The 14991-nt window shown below is 71.5% G+C and carries 14 protein-coding genes and 1 riboswitch; of the genes, 8 read left to right on the top strand and 6 right to left on the bottom strand.

Annotation, left to right across the window (positions count from 1 at the left end):
• Nucleotides 1-42 precede the first annotated feature (42 nt).
• Nucleotides 43-564: an SRPBCC domain-containing protein gene (locus ABIA32_RS23470; protein WP_370098822.1), complete on the top strand. Its 522-nt coding sequence runs from the start codon at nucleotides 43-45 to the stop codon at nucleotides 562-564.
• A 2-nt stretch (nucleotides 565-566) separates the two neighbouring features.
• Here the strand turns inward: ABIA32_RS23470 and ABIA32_RS23465 are convergent, their stop codons facing one another.
• Nucleotides 567-2018 (bottom strand): aminopeptidase P family protein, encoded by a 1452-nt coding sequence (locus ABIA32_RS23465; RefSeq protein ID WP_370098819.1) that lies wholly within the window; start codon nucleotides 2016-2018, stop codon nucleotides 567-569.
• 109 nt (nucleotides 2019-2127) lie between these two features.
• Nucleotides 2128-3300 (bottom strand): winged helix DNA-binding domain-containing protein, encoded by a 1173-nt coding sequence (locus ABIA32_RS23460; RefSeq protein ID WP_370098816.1) that lies wholly within the window; start codon nucleotides 3298-3300, stop codon nucleotides 2128-2130.
• Between the two features lie 65 nt (nucleotides 3301-3365).
• Nucleotides 3366-3424, top strand: a riboswitch (guanidine-III (ykkC-III) riboswitch).
• A 44-nt stretch (nucleotides 3425-3468) separates the two neighbouring features.
• Between ABIA32_RS23460 and ABIA32_RS23455 the strand changes: the two genes are divergently transcribed.
• A complete protein-coding gene (locus ABIA32_RS23455) occupies nucleotides 3469-3783 on the top strand; it encodes a multidrug efflux SMR transporter (RefSeq protein ID WP_370098814.1) in 315 nt (104 codons plus the stop codon).
• On the opposite strand, the gene ABIA32_RS23450 is transcribed toward ABIA32_RS23455, so the two are convergent.
• Nucleotides 3684-4427, bottom strand: coding sequence for a LysR substrate-binding domain-containing protein (locus tag ABIA32_RS23450; RefSeq protein WP_370099092.1), 744 nt, complete (start codon nucleotides 4425-4427; stop codon nucleotides 3684-3686). The genes ABIA32_RS23455 and ABIA32_RS23450 overlap by 100 nt on opposite strands.
• Nucleotides 4428-4530: 103 nt before the next feature.
• On the opposite strand from ABIA32_RS23450, the gene ABIA32_RS23445 reads away from it, so the two are divergent.
• Together ABIA32_RS23445 and ABIA32_RS23440 are read left to right on the top strand one after the other, a co-directional pair.
• On the top strand, nucleotides 4531-5472 hold the full coding sequence (locus tag ABIA32_RS23445; RefSeq protein WP_370098811.1) for a LysR family transcriptional regulator: 942 nt from the start codon (nucleotides 4531-4533) through the stop codon (nucleotides 5470-5472).
• A gap of 138 nt (nucleotides 5473-5610) precedes the next feature.
• Nucleotides 5611-7908: a M9 family metallopeptidase gene (locus ABIA32_RS23440; protein WP_370098809.1), complete on the top strand. Its 2298-nt coding sequence runs from the start codon at nucleotides 5611-5613 to the stop codon at nucleotides 7906-7908.
• 68 nt (nucleotides 7909-7976) lie between these two features.
• Here ABIA32_RS23440 and ABIA32_RS23435 read toward each other — a convergent pair whose 3' ends face one another.
• A complete protein-coding gene (locus tag ABIA32_RS23435) occupies nucleotides 7977-9197 on the bottom strand; it encodes an LLM class flavin-dependent oxidoreductase (protein ID WP_370098806.1) in 1221 nt (406 codons plus the stop codon).
• A 187-nt stretch (nucleotides 9198-9384) separates the two neighbouring features.
• Here ABIA32_RS23435 and ABIA32_RS23430 point away from each other — a divergent pair, with 187 nt between their 5' ends.
• Together ABIA32_RS23430 and ABIA32_RS23425 are read left to right on the top strand one after the other, a co-directional pair.
• A complete protein-coding gene (locus ABIA32_RS23430) occupies nucleotides 9385-10098 on the top strand; it encodes a hypothetical protein (protein WP_370098803.1) in 714 nt (237 codons plus the stop codon).
• 436 nt (nucleotides 10099-10534) lie between these two features.
• On the top strand, nucleotides 10535-10909 hold the full coding sequence (locus tag ABIA32_RS23425) for an ArsR/SmtB family transcription factor (RefSeq protein ID WP_370098801.1): 375 nt from the start codon (nucleotides 10535-10537) through the stop codon (nucleotides 10907-10909).
• On the opposite strand, the gene ABIA32_RS23420 is transcribed toward ABIA32_RS23425, so the two are convergent.
• Complete coding sequence (locus ABIA32_RS23420) at nucleotides 10903-12381, bottom strand: alpha/beta fold hydrolase (RefSeq protein ID WP_370098798.1); 1479 nt, start codon at nucleotides 12379-12381, stop codon at nucleotides 10903-10905. The two genes, ABIA32_RS23425 and ABIA32_RS23420, sit on opposite strands and share 7 nt — an antisense overlap.
• 85 nt (nucleotides 12382-12466) lie before the next feature.
• On the opposite strand from ABIA32_RS23420, the gene ABIA32_RS23415 reads away from it, so the two are divergent.
• Entirely contained in the window at nucleotides 12467-13027 is a 561-nt protein-coding gene (locus ABIA32_RS23415; RefSeq protein WP_370098795.1) for an ABATE domain-containing protein, read from the top strand.
• Nucleotides 13028-13097: 70 nt separating this feature from the next.
• Here ABIA32_RS23415 and ABIA32_RS23410 read toward each other — a convergent pair whose 3' ends face one another.
• Complete coding sequence (locus tag ABIA32_RS23410) at nucleotides 13098-14381, bottom strand: MFS transporter (protein ID WP_370098792.1); 1284 nt, start codon at nucleotides 14379-14381, stop codon at nucleotides 13098-13100.
• Nucleotides 14382-14556: 175 nt separating this feature from the next.
• Here ABIA32_RS23410 and ABIA32_RS23405 point away from each other — a divergent pair, with 175 nt between their 5' ends.
• Complete coding sequence (locus ABIA32_RS23405; protein WP_370098789.1) at nucleotides 14557-14985, top strand: SRPBCC family protein; 429 nt, start codon at nucleotides 14557-14559, stop codon at nucleotides 14983-14985.
• Nucleotides 14986-14991: the final 6 nt, after the last annotated feature.

Raw genomic sequence — 14991 nt, 5'->3', positions numbered from 1 at the left:
CCCCAAATAGTGCAACGTGCTCGTCTGTCGGATGATCGAGGTGTGTCCAGCGAACCGCAGCTCGACGGGGTGGCCACGACCGTCGACGCCGCCCATCAGGCCGTCTGTTTCTACCGGCACTACCAGCAACCCGTCGCTGCCGTGTGGCCCTACCTCTCGCGCGGAGCCCTGCTCCGCCGGTGGCTCGCAGCCGCCGATCGGCTGGATCCGGCCGAGGGCGGAGCCGTCGTGCTGAGGTGGCTGAATACCGACGCCCAGGGACGCACCGTCATTGCCACGGGGACGGTCAGTGCCTACGACCCGCCGACCCTGCTCCAGCTGGACCTCGAGCCGCACGGCCGCCTGCGGTTCCAGCTGACGGACGAGGGCGGCGGCGCCGCGCTCGCGTTCAGCGCGACGCTGCCGGCTCCGATCGAGCGCCCGGCGCTCCTGCTCGCCGGCTGGCACCTGCATCTGGACTACCTCGCCGACGCCCTGGCCGGAGGCGCCGTCGACTGGCCCGCCTGGGATCTCGCCCGGGACTGGCAGCCCCTGCACGACGCCTACGCGGCTGCGTACGGCTGAGCTCAGCCCTCCATCAGCGCGGCCATCCAGGACTCGATCGCGTCCGGGTCGCGCGGGAGCGCGGAGGACATCAGGCGAGCGCCGTCCTCCGTGATGACCAGGTCGTCCTCGATCCTGACGCCGATGCCGCGCAGCTCCTTCGGGAGCGTCAGGTCGTCGGGCTGGAGGTAGATGCCGGGCTCGACCGTCAGCACCTGGCCGGCCTCCAGGACGCCGTCCAGGTAGGTCTCCGTCCGCGCGCCCGCGCAGTCGTGCAGGTCGAGGCCGAGCATGTGGCCGCTGCTGCAGAGCGTGTAGCGGCGGTAGCGGCCGTCCTCCGGGTCCAGGGCCTGCTCCGCCGAGCAGGGCAGGACCCCCCAGTCGGCCAGCCCTTCCGCGATCACCCGCATCGCGGCCAGATGGAAGTCACGGAACCTGGCCCCCGGCCGCAGCGCGTCGATCCCCGCCTGCTGGGCCGCCAGTTCCAGCTGGTAGACGTCTCGTTGGACGGAGCTGAAGCGGCCGGAGAGCGGCAGCGTCCGGGTGATGTCGGCGGTGTAGAGGGTGTCGGTCTCCACACCCGCGTCGAGCAGCAGCAGCTCGTCAGGGTTGAGCCTGCCGTCGTTGCGGATCCAGTGCAGCACGCAGGCGTGCGCGCCGGAGGCGACGATGCTCTCGTAGCCGACCGCGTTGCCCTCGGCGCGGGCGCGCAGGCCGAAGACGCCCTCCAGCCAGCGCTCGCCGCGCACGTGCCGCAGCGCGGCGGGCAGCGCCCGGACCGTGTCCTCGAAGGCGGCCGTGGTGATGTCCACCGCGAGCTGCAGCTGCTCGACCTCCCACGGGTCCTTCACCAGGCGCAGTTCGCCCAGCGCCGCGACGAACTCCGTGTCGGCGGCGGGGGATGCGTGCGCGCCGACGCCCCTGTCGACCGTTGGGTCCTGGCCGCGCAGCACCCGCGTGGGAACGAAGCCGCCCAGCGCGTCGCCGAGGCGGTCGATGTGCTCGCAGGCCAGGCCCCACAGCGTCGCCGACTCGTCCAGGGTCGGGCGGCGGCCGGTCCAGAACTCGCCGTAGCGGCGGTCGCGGAAGAACTCGTCCGTGTCGCGCGGTGAACGCGGCCGCAGGAAGAGCGTGGCGTGGTGGCCGCCCGGGTGCGGCTCCAGGACCAGCACCGCCTCGGGGGTCTGCTCGCCGCCGGTGAGGTGCGCGTAGGCGGAGTTGGGGCGGAACCGGTGGTCGACGTCGTTGACCCTGGGCTTGAGCAGCCCGGCCGGGACGACCAGCCGCTCGCCGGGGAAGCGCGCCGACAGCGCGTCCCGGCGCTTGGCGGCCCAGGGCGCGGACTCGGCCGGGCGCAGCTCGGGCAGCGGGCTCGGCGCCCAGCCGGTGGTGATGTACTCCGACAGCTTCGCGGAGACGGGCAGGTCGTGGCTGGCTGTCTGCGGTGGGGTGGACTGCTGCGGGGTGGTGGTCATGGGCACATGGTGCCATGTCACATGTCCCATGGGTCAAGCGAAACTGGCGGCGCAGATGTTCCCCCAGGCCGGCTGTACACCGGCCGAGGCCCTTCGCTCCCTCCTCGGATCAGCCCTCGCTGAGCTCGCGTTCCAGGGGTGTCCGGAAGCGCGGGGTGACCCGGGTGCCGCCGAGGACGGCGGTCATCCGCTCCGCCTCGCCGGTGACCCCGGCGACGCCGTCGGCCCCCACGTCCTCCAGCAGCCGCCAGACGACCGAGCCGTCCGGGGCCTGGGCCCAGCCGCCGACGACGCGGCCCTCCCACCAGACGGTCGGGCCGATGTTGCCCGTGCGGTCGAAGAGTTGGGCGCCGTGCGCGGGGTCGGTGTACCATTCGCGTTCGCGCCACCCCATCGCGGTAGGGTCGAGCGCCGGCAGCAGGGCGGCGCAGGGAGCGGGAGCGGCCGTCGGCCCGGTGTCGCCGGGCAGCACGAAGCCTTCGCCGGTGGTGTCACCCGCGAGGGAGACCCGCTCCGCGCCGACGGCGGTGAGCGCCTTGCGCACCGCGCCCAGCGTCCAGCCGGTCCACCACTTCAGGTCCGCGTCCGTCCCCGGCCCGTAGGACGCGAGCCAGCGCCGGACCAGCTCGGCCCGCGCCTCCGCCGCAGGAAGCTCCGGCCACGGTGTGCTCGGCACCCAGCGGTAGGCGCTGGAGGTCCAGCTCCCGCGCGGCCGGTCACGGCGGATCCTGTTCTCGGCGGCCAGCACCCGCAGCACCCGTGAGGCGACCGTCTGCACCGCCTCGTAGGGCTTTCCGGACGCGACGGTCACCCGCTCCCGCAGGGCGGGCACGGCCGCGCCGAGTTCCTGCCCGGTCGCCGCACCGAGGCGGTCGAGCGCGGCCAGCGTCTCCCGCTCGGCGGCGGCCAGCCAGGCGGCGTCCCAGCCGCCGCCCTCCCGCAGGAACTCCAGCAGCTTCTTCCGCTCCTTCGCGGCGATGTCGCGCGCGGTCGAGGAGTCGACCACCGGCGCGAGGTCGACCGGGACGACGAAGAGCGTGCGCCGCATCGAGAGCAGCCGCACCAGCGAGACCTCGTCGTAGAGCGCCTTCTCGACGACCTCGACGAGCCCCGCGCCCGGCCCGTCGAGCCGTGCGGCGACCGAGAGATGGACGGTCGCGGCGTCCGTCGCGTGCAGGCCGAGCAGCGCGTCGGCGACGGCCAACGGCGACTCGCGCCGCGCGAGCTGCCGCGCGGCGATCCGGTTGCGTCGTTCGGTCACGGTGAGCTTCGGCAGCGGCATGGATCCACCCTAGCCAGCCGGCTCTGACCTGGGCTGTGTTACGTTCGAAGTGGCGGAGGAGACCAGATGCGGCTCCTTCCTCCCGGACGAGCGCGTCGTACCCGGTCCGACAAGACGGCGCAGCAAGAGCGGTGCACTTCACCGTCCCCTACTGCGAGAGGTTGCGTCATGGCCTGGCTGGTTCTCGTCGTCTCCGGTGTGCTGGAGACCGTCTGGGCGATCGCCCTGCAGGCGTCGAAGGGTTTCTCCCGTCCGCTGCCGAGCGTCGTCTTCGGCGCCACCGTCCTGATGAGCATGGCGGGCCTCTCCTACGCGCTGCGCACCCTCCCGCTCGGGACCGGCTATGCCGTCTGGGTGGCCGTCGGCACGCTGGGCACCGCGATCTACGGCATGCTCGCGCTCGGCGACCCGGTCACCGTGCTGCGCGTCCTCTTCCTCGCGATGATCATCGGCGGCGTCGTCGGTCTCAAGATGGCCCACTGACCGTGCCGGCCGCTCGCAGCAGCGGACAGGAAGGCCGCCAGTTCCGGGCTCGCCGTAAGCCCGCGCGGGGTCGCGCTATGGATCGCCCGTATCGGGACGTCGTCCGGGTGCACGGTCGCAAGCGCCAGATCGGGCCGTAGCGCCCCCGCCGCCAGTGCGGGCACGAGGGTGACGCCGAAGCCCGCCGCGACCAGGCCCTGCTTCGCGAACCAGTCCGCCACCACGTAGCCGATCCGCGGCCGGAAGCCGGCTCGCAGCGCCGAGCCGAGCAGCGTGTCCTCGGGGCGGGAGCTGCCCGCGATCCAGTCCTCCTCGGCGAGTTGGGTCAGTCGCACGTCGCGTAGCCCGGCCAGCGGATGGCCGGGCGGCAGGGCGACCAGCACCGGTTCGTCCAACAGGTGCTCCAGTCGGACGCCGACCGCGTCCGCCGCCGCCGGATCCACGGCGACGACGGCGACGTCCAGCGCGTCGTCCGCGAGCTGCCGCAGCAGTTCGGCCGAGAGGGCGACCTCCAGCGAGAGCGCCACCTGTGGGTGGGCCGCCCGGAAATCGGCCAGCGCGCGCGGGGCCAGGCTCGCGCCCGCCGTCGCGTGAAACGCGGCGGGCGCGCCGCGGCCAGTGACTTCCGTAGCGTCCGAATCCAGCCAGGGGACGGGTTTCCGTGACCCCGAGGCTCTTCATACGGTCTCCTCTCGTACGCCTTCAAGTCGGCGAACGGCATGCCTGGCGAACGGGAGGAGAGCGGGAATGGAGCTGGAGCTGCGGCATCTGCGGGTGCTGTGTGCGATCGCCGACGCGGGCAGCGTGGGGCGGGCGGCGACGGCGCTGGGGCAGTCGCAGCCGGCGATGAGCACGCAACTGCGCAGGATCGAACGCTTCCTCGGTGAGCCGCTCTTCGAACGGCGGGTGTCGGGCGTCGCGTTGACGGAGTTCGGCATGGAGGTGCTGGCCCAGGCGCGGGACGTGCTGGCGCGGGCGGACGCGATCGGCAGCCGTCCGCAGGCGAGCGCCGGGGGAGCGCGGCGCACGCTGCGACTGGCGGCGACCAACTCCTCGATCCTGTCCGGCATGGTGGTCAGGGCCAGGAGTCGGTTGCCCGATCTCGCCCTCTCCGTGAGCAGCGTCTACTCCTCCTCCGAGATGGTCGAGCTGCTGGAGGGCGGGCAGGTGGACGCGGCGATCGCCGCCGACTACCCGGGGCTGACGCTGCGTCACTCGGAGGCCGTGGCCCATCGCGGAATCGTCACCGAGCCGTGCTTCGTCGCCCTGCCCGCGCGTCACCGGCTCCGGCACCGTCCGGAGGTGGCCCTCGCCGATCTCGCCGAGGACGCCTGGTTCGTGACCCCGGACGACGGCGCCGGCTGGCCTGGAGTGTTCTACGAGGCCTGTGAGGCAGCCGGATTCAGTCCGGTCGCGGTGCACGAGTTCATCGGCGACCGGCTCCAGCTGCAGGACATGATCGCTGACGGTCTCGGCGTCTCGCTCGTGCAGGCGACGCTGCGGCCGATCGCCGACGTGGTCGTCAAGCCGCTGGTCGGCACGCCGCTCTGGTGCCGCTACGTGCTGGCCTGGCGTCGCGACAGCCTCGCCGACCCGGTCGCGGACACGCTGTTCAGCGCCGCGACGGCTACCCATCACGACCTACTGGCACAGGCTCCGCACTTCCAGGCGTGGGCATCGGGGACGTGAACGCCGGTGGGCGTGTTATGGGACTCCAGGCAAAGTGCTATGTCACACGGTATTGTCTCCGTCGATCCGGAATGGAAGTGTCCCTGTCACGCCTCAGCACTTCTCCCCGAGGCGCATCTGTCCATGAATGGAGTAGAGATGCGCTACCGCTCCCCCCTGCCCGGATTCGTGGCGGGCGGCCTGGCAGCCGTCGTCGCGCTGGCCGGTCTGGCGGCGACGCCCGCGCTCGCGGCACCTGCGTCGCACGCGGCCACGAACCTCGCCGCCGGCGCCCGACCCACCGCGGCGCCGAAGCTCGCCCGGACCCCCTCCCCGGTCGGCAGGAACGGCGGCGCGTCAGATCAGCCCGCCGCCCAGCGCAACCGGTCCACTCCGGACCAACTGCGCCCGCAGAGCCCGCCGAAGGGGCTCACCGCCGCCCACGCCGGGGTGCACGCACACGGGATCGCGCCGGCCGCCACGGCGTCCTGTACCCCGGCCGACTTCGGCAGCCGGACCGGCGCCGCGCTGGTCTCCTTCGTCGAAGCCTCCTCCACCGGCTGCGTCAACAGCCTTTTCGGCCTCACCGGCACGGATGCGGCGAACGCCTTCAACGAGTCGCAGATGCTCACCGTCGCCAACGCCTTCACCGCCTCGGCCGCGAACTACGCCGGTGACGACTCGGGCGGCATCTGGCAGCTCGTGCTCTTCCTCCGGGCCGGCTACTACGTCCAGTTCAACAACTCGTCATCCGTGGGGAGTTACGACGCCGCGCTGACCACTGCCGCGCAGAGCGGCATGGACGCCTTCTTCGCCGATCCGCACTCCGCCGACGTGACCGCCGCCAACGGCGACGTGCTGGGCGATGTCGTCATCCTCACCGACAGCGCCAACGACCAGGCCCACTACCTGAACGTCTACAAGAAGATCCTGTCCGGCTTCGACAGCTCCACCTACGACGCCACCGGCAGCATGACGCCGGCCGTCAACGACGTCTTCACCCCGCTGTGGCGCGGGAACTGGAGCACCGACTTCGTGAGCGCGATCACCGCCGACCCGAGCGTCATCGACACCGTCGACTCCTTCGCCCTGGGCCACGTGAGCCTGCTGGGCACCGGCGACTCCTACGTGGAGGCCAACTCCGGCACCGACCTGGCCCGTTTCGTCGGACAGACGGCGCTCCAGCCCAAGGTCCGGCCGCTGATCAAGGGCCTGCTGAACGCCACCGCGATGACCGGTCCGACCGCGCCGCTCTGGGTCGCCGCCGCCTCCCAGGCGAACTACTACGACGCGTCCAACTGCGCCTACTACGGCACCTGCAACCTGGCCGCCCAGCTCACCGTCGCCGCGCTGCCGATCACGCACGCCTGCGACGCCACCCACACCATCCAGGCGCAGTCCCTCAGCGCCGCCGACCTCGCCGCGGCCTGCACCAGCGTCCTGAACGAGGACGCGTTCTTCCACAACGTGGTCAAGGACAACGGCCCGATACCGGGCCAGTACGAAACGACGGTCAAGCTGGTCGTCTTCGCCAGCCGCACCGACTACCAGACCTACGCGGGCGCGATCTACGGCATCGACACCAACAACGGCGGGATCACGCTGACCGGGGATCCGACCAACCCCGCCAACCAGCCGATGTCCATCATGTACATCAAGAGCCCCGACGACGGCTTCGTCGCCGGGATATGGAACCTCAACCACGAGTACACGCACATCCTCGACGCCCGCTACGACATGAAGGGCGACTTCTCGCAGGAGATCACCGTCCCGGACATCTGGTGGATCGAGGGCCTGGCGGAGTACGACTCCTACACCTACCGCGGCATCACCGACACCGAGGCGGTCACCGAGGCGGCCAAGCACACCTACGCGCTCAGCACGCTGTTCCAGAGCACCTACGCCAACAGCGACGTCGTCCGCACCTACCCGTGGGGCTACCTCGCGGTGCGGTACATGCTCGAGAGGCACCCGCAGGACGTCTACGCCATGCTCGGCCACTTCCGTACCGGTGACTACACCGGCGGCTACGCCGTCTACAACGGTGTGGGCACCGGCTACGACGCGGACTTCGGCAACTGGCTGACCGCCTGCGCGGCGGGCGCCTGCAGCCAGCCGGTCACCCTGCCGCAGTGCCCGGGCGCGGACACCCGGGCCATGGGCCAGAACTGCTCCCGGACGAACCAGTCCGAGACGGCGGGGAACATCGACTACTACTACCTCTACCTCCCGGCGGGCACCACGACGCTGAAGGTCACCTCGACCGGCGGCACCGGGAGCGCTTCGCTCTACTACAACCCGTCCGGCTGGGCCACGCCGAGCGCCTACACGGCCTCGTCGACCAACGCCGGCACCGCCCAGAGCCTCACCGTCACCAACACGACGGCGGGCTACCGCTACCTCAGCCTCTACGCGAACACCGCGTTCAGCGGCGTCACGGTGACGACGCAGTACTGACCACTGATCACGAGCCCGGAGGCCGCCCCCGCCACATGGCGGGAAGCGGCCTCCGGCTGCGTGGTGTCTCAGTCCTGTACGGGCAGGATCGCGCTTAGCGGAAGCACGGTGTGCTTGAGGTCCGGGTCGACCGGCGCGTTGTGCGAGGGGTACTTGGGGCCGGTCGCACCGCGGCGGTAGGCCGCGGTGGAGTGCTCCGGGCTGCGGTCGAACTCCGGGATCACCTGGTTGCCGAAGAGCTCGACCATCTCCAGGTGCTCCTCGAAGGACATGCCGGCCGCCATGCCGAAGACCAACTGGTCGCAGCCGACCTCCTGGTACGCCGCGACCTGCTCGCAGACCTCGTCCGGCGTGCCGCAGAGCAGGTAGCCGCCCTCGATGAGCTGGTCCAGCAACTCCTCGCCGCCCAGCGCGCCGAGGTCGATCGGCGGCTCCGGCCAGGTGATGCCGTCGGCGGACTTCGGCATGGTGTCGTGGTAGAGGTTCACCAGCGTGACGATGTAGGCGTTGCCCGCCGATAGCGCGATCTCGCGGGCCCGCTTGCGGTTGTTGAGGCAGACCACGGCGTTGGTCATCATCACGTTGTTGTTCTGGTAGTCGCCGAGGATCTCGACGGGATGCTCGGCCGCCTCCTTGTAGGCCTCGATCCGGCCCTTGAGGTTGTAGATCGGCTCGAAGTTGAAGGCGATCGCGCCGATGCCCAGCGAGCCCGCCTTGGCGAAGGAGCCGGGGTTGCCGCAGGCCATCCAGATCGGCGGGTGCGAGTGGCCGTACGGCTTGGGCAGGATGTTGTGCGGGGTCGGCACGGTGAAGTGCTCGCCGTGGAAGGAGTAGTCGTACTGCTCCCACATCCGGACGATCTCGCGGGAGACCTCGTCCCACTCGGCCTTCGTCGAGTTGCTGTCCATGATCTCGAAGGACGCCAGCTCGTGCGAGCCGGCCCCGCGGCCGGTGCCCCACTCGAAGCGGCCCTCGGTGATGTGGTCGAGCATGGCCGCGCGCTCGGCGTAGCGGACCGGATGCTCCTTGCGCGGCGAGAGCGAGTTGATGCCCGTGCCGAGGTGGATCCGCTCGGTGCGGGCGGCGACGTAGCCCATGCACACCTCGGGGGCGGACATGTGGGAGTACTCGGTGAGCGAGTGGTGCTCGCCGAACCAGACGTACTTCCAGTTGTGCTTGTCGGCCTTGATGGCGAGGTCCAACTCGCGCTTGAGTGCCAGGTGCTCCGAGGCGCGGTCGTGGGCGGCCGGGCCGGGGATGAATCCGTTGATGAAGATGCCGAACTCCACGGCTGATCTCCTCCTGATGCGACGCTGCTTCGGCGGACGGGGCGTCCACGGGAGGGGAGCACCGGCCCGGCCGCCACAGTATCTGACTATCCGTCAGATGTCAGGACCGCTGTCACGCCGGGTGCGCGCCCGGGTCCGGCCCGGCCGCACGGTAAAATTCGTTTGGTCGCAGCGGGTGAGGTGGACGATGATCCATTCGGTGTTGGACGAGACCATTCAAGAAGCCCTGCTGCGCGCCGCAGCCCGCAACAACGCCGACTGGTGCGAGGCGATGTGCCGCGCCCACGGACTGCGCGGCGAGTTCCGCTCGGACGCCTGGACCAGCCCGGCGCGGACGCCGCCCTACTACCCCGACGCGGTCACCCTCACCGAACACGCCGATCCGGACGACCTGCTCGCCAGGATCGACACCGGCTCCGGCGGCTCGTCCGTCAAGGACAGTTTCGCGGTCCTCGATCTCACCGACCGCGGCTTCACGCCGCTCTTCGACGCCCAGTGGATCGCCCGCCCGGCCGACCCGCCCGCCGTCGCTCCGCACTGGCAGCGCATCAGGACCGCCGGGCAGCTGGCCGCCTGGGAGATCGGCTGGGACGGCGGCACGGACGGGCTCTTCCTGCCACCGCTGCTGGAGGACCCCTCGGTGCTCGTGCTCGCCGCGCCCGACCTCGGCGCGGGCGCGGTCCTGAGCCTGGGCGCGGGCGTCGTCGGGGTCTCCAACCTGTTCACCGCGGACGAGGCCGTCGACCCCGCCCGCGCCTGGCACGACTGCCTCGCCGCCGCATCCGCCCACTGCCCGGGACTGCCGGTCGTCGGCTACGAGAGCGGCGAGGACCTGGTGGCGGCCGAACGCGCGGGCTTCACCTCGCTGGGGCCACTGCGGATCTGGCTCGCCACCAACTGAGCATCCAGACGCCGGTCAGCGCGGACGCGAGTCCGGCCAGCGCCATCGCGACGCCGATCCCGTGCGCGCCGCCGAGCGCGGCCAGGGCGCCGAAGCAGACCGGGCTGACGCCCTGCAGGGTCGTGCTCGCCTCCGACGGGGTCGTCTCCGAGGTCGCCGCTGCCCTCGACCGGGCCTGGCACGAACTCCTCGCCCCTGACTGGCCGCAGCTGCGGGCGATCTGTGAGCGCGACGTCGTGCACCGGGTCGGCGTCATCGGCGAACACGGCTGGGCCGAGGCGATCGCGGGGCTGCACGGGAGTCTCTCCTGGCGCGACGGGGCGATCGAGGTGCCGCTTGTGGGTGGGCGCGCACCGGTGCCATTGTCAGGGGAAGGACTGCTTCTGGTCCCCTCCGTGCTGCTGTGGCCCGGTGTGGCGGCGCATTTCGCGGAGCCGTGGCCGAAGACGCTGGTCTATCCGGCGCGCGGCACGGCTGCCCTCCTGGGTCGGGTGATCCCCCCGACCCCGACGCTCTCGCGGCACTCCTCGGCCGTTCTCGCGCGCGCCTGCTCGCCGAGTTCGCCGCCCCCGCCAGCACCAGCCAGCTGGCCCGCAGTCTCGCGATGGCCACCGGCGCGGTCGGCGACCACCTCGCGGTCCTGCGCTCCGCCGGACTGCTCAGCCGAGCCCGCTCCGGCCGCTCGGTGCTCTACCGGCGCACGCCGCTCGGGGACGCCGTCGTGGGCGGAGCGGGCGCGTCCGCCGAGCCCGAGGGCCCGGCGGTCGGCCCGGACAGCGCGGGCGGGGGCGGTCGGCGAGTCAGTCAGTAGCCGACGGTGAAGCGCTCGCCGACGAAGGATTCCTGCTCCAGCGCGTCGACGACCGCAGACACGTAGTCGCCGACCGAGACGCGACTCTCGCCGTCCTCGCCGACGAGCGGGGTGTTCCGGGCCTCCGCCCGGTACTGTCCGGTCTTCTCGCCCGGAACCAGGTGCACCGGCGGCGGGCTGACGTAGGACCAGGCGAGCGCGGTGTCGGCTGCGCGCAGCAGTTCCAGCGCCTCGCCCTGGTCGAGCGCGGTCTCCCGGTACTGTGCGGGGAAGTTCTCGTGGTCCACGAAGCGTCGTCCCGGCGCGTACTCCAGGCTTCCGCCACCGCCCAGGAACACCAGCCGGGGCACGTCGGCCGCGGGCAGCGCCGTGAGCAGGGCCTCGGCGGCGCGGGGCACCAGGCGGTCGCCGCCCTTGACAGCGACCACCACCGCGTCGTGGCCGGCCACGGCCCGGCGGACGGAGTCGGCGTCGGTGACGTCCACGGTGGCCGTGCCCAGTGCGGTGATCTGGTGGCCACGGGCGGCGGCTTCGCGCGCGACGGCGCCGCCGAGGTTGCCGCCCGCGCCGATGACGGCGATCTTCATGCTGGACTCCTTGGTGCGCTCGGGGAGCGCGTCGACGAATGCGGCGATCAGTGGGGCGATCTCGGGGAGCTTCTCTTCGAGCGCGAAATGGCCGGTGTCGAAGACGTGCAGCTGCGCGTCCGGGAGATCGCGCAGGTAGGCGCGGGCGCCGGACTCGGGGAAGAACGCGTCGCCGCGGCCCCACAGGATGAGCGTCGGTGGGCGGTGTTCGCGCAGCCACTGCTGCCACGCCGGGTACAGGGCCAGGTTGGAGTGGTAGTCCAGGGCCAGCTCGACCTGGGCGTCGGCGCGTCCCGGCAGGTCCAGGAAGTGCTGGTCGAGGGTCCAGCCGTCGGGGGAGACCAGCTCCGGGTCGGTCGTCCCGCCCTCGTACTGGCCACGGGTGACCGGCAGGACCAGGATCTCCCGCACCCGCTCGGCCGCCCCCTCGACGCCGGGCCGGTTGGCGGTCATGCCTCGGGCGAGGTCGGAGAGGCCCTCGTCGTAGGCGTTGGCGTTCTGGATGACCAGTCCGGCGATCCACTCCGGGTGCCGGGTGGCCAGCCGGAAGCCGATCGGGCCGCCGAAGTCGAAGGCGTAGAGCGTGAACCTCTCCAGACCGAGGGCCTGGACGAAGCCTTCGACGACGTCGGTGAGGTGCTCGAAGGTGTAGCGGAAACCTTCGGGTGCCTCGGTGTGTCCAAAGCCCGGGTAGTCGGGGGCCACCAGATGATACCGAGAGCCGAGCGCGTCTATCAGCCGCCGGAACTGGTGCGATGCCGAGGGGAAGCCGTGCAGCAGGAGCAGCGTCGGCGCGTCGGCCGGGCCGGCCTCGCGGTAGAAGACCCGGGTTCCGTCGACGTCGACGAAGCGGTGCGCGACCCGGGGGATCGTGAGTCCAGCCATGTCACATGCCTCCTGGAGGAGAAGATGCATTAGTTCTATGCCGTCGGCTTCTAATGTGTCAACCATCTCAGCTAGCATTAGCGACATGAACACGGTCCCTCTCGTCGGCGAGCCGCTCGCGCTGGATCTGGTCAACACCCGGGCGCACACGCCCGAAGGCGAGCTCGACCTGCTCGACGATGAGGCCGGATTCCAGGCCTGGATCGACGCGGAGCGTGGCAGGCTGACGCCGCCGCACGCCCCGATCGAGCTGGGCGCGCTGCGCTCCCTGCGTGCGCATGTCAGTGACGCGGTCGAGCACGCCCGCGTCGGCACGCCGCCACCGCCGGCCGCGCTGGCGGCCATCGGCGAGGCGCAGCGTGCTGCGCCCGCCCACCGCGAGCTGGTCTGGGCGGACGGAGCGGTCATCGCGTCCGTGCGCAGGCCCGGGGATGCCACCGCCAGGTTGCTGGCCGAACTGGCCGAAGCGGCGGCCGAACTGCTCACCGACCCGGCGATCGGCAAGGTCCATCGCTGCGAGGGTCCGGACTGCCGGCTGTTGTTCCTGCCCGCCCACCCGCGCCGCCGCTGGTGCTCGCCGGCCCGGTGCGGAAACCGCGTCCGCGTCGCCCGCTACTACCAGCGGCACCGGGACTCGGCCTCCTGACCGCTCGCGGCCCCCTCCAGTATCGGTCAGCCGGACTGCTCAGCCGAGCCCGCTCCGGACGCTCGGTGCCCTACCGCCGCACGCCGCTCGGTGACGCGCTGGTGGGCGGCGCGAGCGTGTTCGCGGAGGCTGACACCTCGTCGGATCGCCCGAACGCGCCCGGGTACGGCGGCTGAGCCTCGGCCCTGCGGACGGCGATCGGAGCCAGCAGGCCGGTCAGCGCGAACAACGCCCCGACCACGTACCACCCAGGACGGCCCCAGCTGATGCACAGCCAGACCAGCAGGCCGGGACCGAGTGCCTCGGCCAGCCCGGCGCCCAGGCCGAAGACGCCCAGGTACTCGCCGGTGGCGTGTTCGGGAGCGAGGGCGAAGGACACCTCGAAGCCCGCGGCGGAGTGCCACAGCTCGCCGACCGTGTGGATCACCACCGCTGTGACGAGCAGGGTGGCCGCCACCCAGCCGGGAACCCCCGCCGACAGCGAGATGAGCGCGCAGGAGGCGAGGAAGGCCACTCCGGACCGGCGGTAGGCGCGTCCGCCGGCGGCGGGGGAGTCCACGTTCCGGCTGGCGCGCACCTGGAAGGCGATGACGATGACCGTGTTGACCAGCATGGTGCCCGCGATGAGCCAGCGCGGGGCGGTGGTGGCACCGACCAGCCAGAGCGGAACAGCCACCGTCAGTACTTTGAACTGCATCGCCATCACGCCGTCGACGGCCGTGACCAGGAGATAGGGCCGGTCCCGCAGCCCGGCCCAGTGCGGGCCGCCGCGCGCCGGTTCCGGTGCGACCGACGGCAGCAGGACCAGGACGGCGGCGGCTGCGGCGATGGAGCCCGCGGCACCGAGGACGAGCAGCCGGTAGGCGGTGCCGGTGCCGACCTGGACGGCCCAGCCCGCCAGCAGCGCGCCGAGGGAGATGCCGACGTTGGTCACCGAACGGAGGTAGGCCCGGAACTGCTGCGGCCGTTCGCCTCCGTAGCGCCGGATCAGCGGACTGCGTGCGGCCAGCCCGGCCGCCTGCGCGCCGGTCGCCACGCACACGGCCACGACGAACGGCCAGAAGCTGTGGACCAGGGTGAAGCCGGCCGTCGCGAGTGCCCGGACGACGAGCGTGGCGGCGTACACGCCGCGAGCTCCGCGTCTGTCCGCCAGCTGGCCTGCGGCGATGCCGACGCCGAGCGAGACGGCCCCGGCGATGCCGAGGCCGATTCCGACCAGGGCGGCAGGGATCCTGACGGCCTGGGTGAAGTAGAGCACCCCGGCGGTCAGGTAGAGGCCGCTGCCGATGGTGTAGACGAAGTTCGAGGCGGCGAGGGTGCGCTGAGGTCCGGCATCCGGCAGCAGTCGGGGCATGGCGTCAGCTTCTTGCACCTGATGCGCAATAGCAATAACTATGCGATAAATATCCAGGCGGGGCTCCGTCGGGCTCCGTCCTCCCTCCGCAAGCGGCTTGTCCACAGTTATTGATGGTCCGTCAGATTCGAGCTAGCCTCCGCTGAGAGCACACCGGCTTCGAGGAGGAACGGCCATGCCCGAGGTATCCGTCAGCGCAACGATCGCCGCCCCGGCGGACAAGATCTGGGCGGTGCTCACCGACTTCGAACGCTTCGGGGAGTGGAACACCATCCACACCGCGTTCCCCAACGGCGGGCCGGCGGAGCTGGTCGTGGGCGCCGTCTACAGCGAGAAGATGACCCTGATGGGCATGCCCTCCGAGATCAGCTGGACCGTCACCGAGGTCGAGGCGGCCAAGTCGCTCGCCATGGACGGCAAGGGCCCGATGGGCATCACCCTGCACCAGCACTACTCGCTCGCCGCCGACGGCGAGGGCACCGGCGTCACCGTCGACAGCGAGTTCAAGGGCGCGGCGGTCAACATGATGGCCGCCCGGATCAAGGACGCGACGACCAAGGCGCTCAACGAGTCGCTGGAGAAGTTGGCCGGACTCGTCGGCTGAGGCTGC

It is taken from the genome of Streptacidiphilus sp. MAP12-20, assembly GCF_041262525.1.
GTDB lineage: Bacteria > Actinomycetota > Actinomycetes > Streptomycetales > Streptomycetaceae > Streptacidiphilus.
Note: the sequence above shows the minus strand (reverse complement) of the source record. Positions and strands in the feature narration are given on the sequence as shown.

Coding starts and splice junctions, on each gene's coding strand:
- ABIA32_RS23465 (WP_370098819.1), bottom strand. CDS start 2,018: ATGACCACCACCCCGCAGCAGTCCACCCCACCGCAGACAGCCAGCCAC.
- ABIA32_RS23460 (WP_370098816.1), bottom strand. CDS start 3,300: ATGCCGCTGCCGAAGCTCACCGTGACCGAACGACGCAACCGGATCGCC.
- ABIA32_RS23455 (WP_370098814.1), top strand. CDS start 3,469: ATGGCCTGGCTGGTTCTCGTCGTCTCCGGTGTGCTGGAGACCGTCTGG.
- ABIA32_RS23445 (WP_370098811.1), top strand. CDS start 4,531: ATGGAGCTGGAGCTGCGGCATCTGCGGGTGCTGTGTGCGATCGCCGAC.
- ABIA32_RS23440 (WP_370098809.1), top strand. CDS start 5,611: ATGCGCTACCGCTCCCCCCTGCCCGGATTCGTGGCGGGCGGCCTGGCA.
- ABIA32_RS23430 (WP_370098803.1), top strand. CDS start 9,385: ATGATCCATTCGGTGTTGGACGAGACCATTCAAGAAGCCCTGCTGCGC.
- ABIA32_RS23420 (WP_370098798.1), bottom strand. CDS start 12,381: ATGGCTGGACTCACGATCCCCCGGGTCGCGCACCGCTTCGTCGACGTC.
- ABIA32_RS23415 (WP_370098795.1), top strand. CDS start 12,467: ATGAACACGGTCCCTCTCGTCGGCGAGCCGCTCGCGCTGGATCTGGTC.
- ABIA32_RS23410 (WP_370098792.1), bottom strand. CDS start 14,381: ATGCCCCGACTGCTGCCGGATGCCGGACCTCAGCGCACCCTCGCCGCC.
- ABIA32_RS23405 (WP_370098789.1), top strand. CDS start 14,557: ATGCCCGAGGTATCCGTCAGCGCAACGATCGCCGCCCCGGCGGACAAG.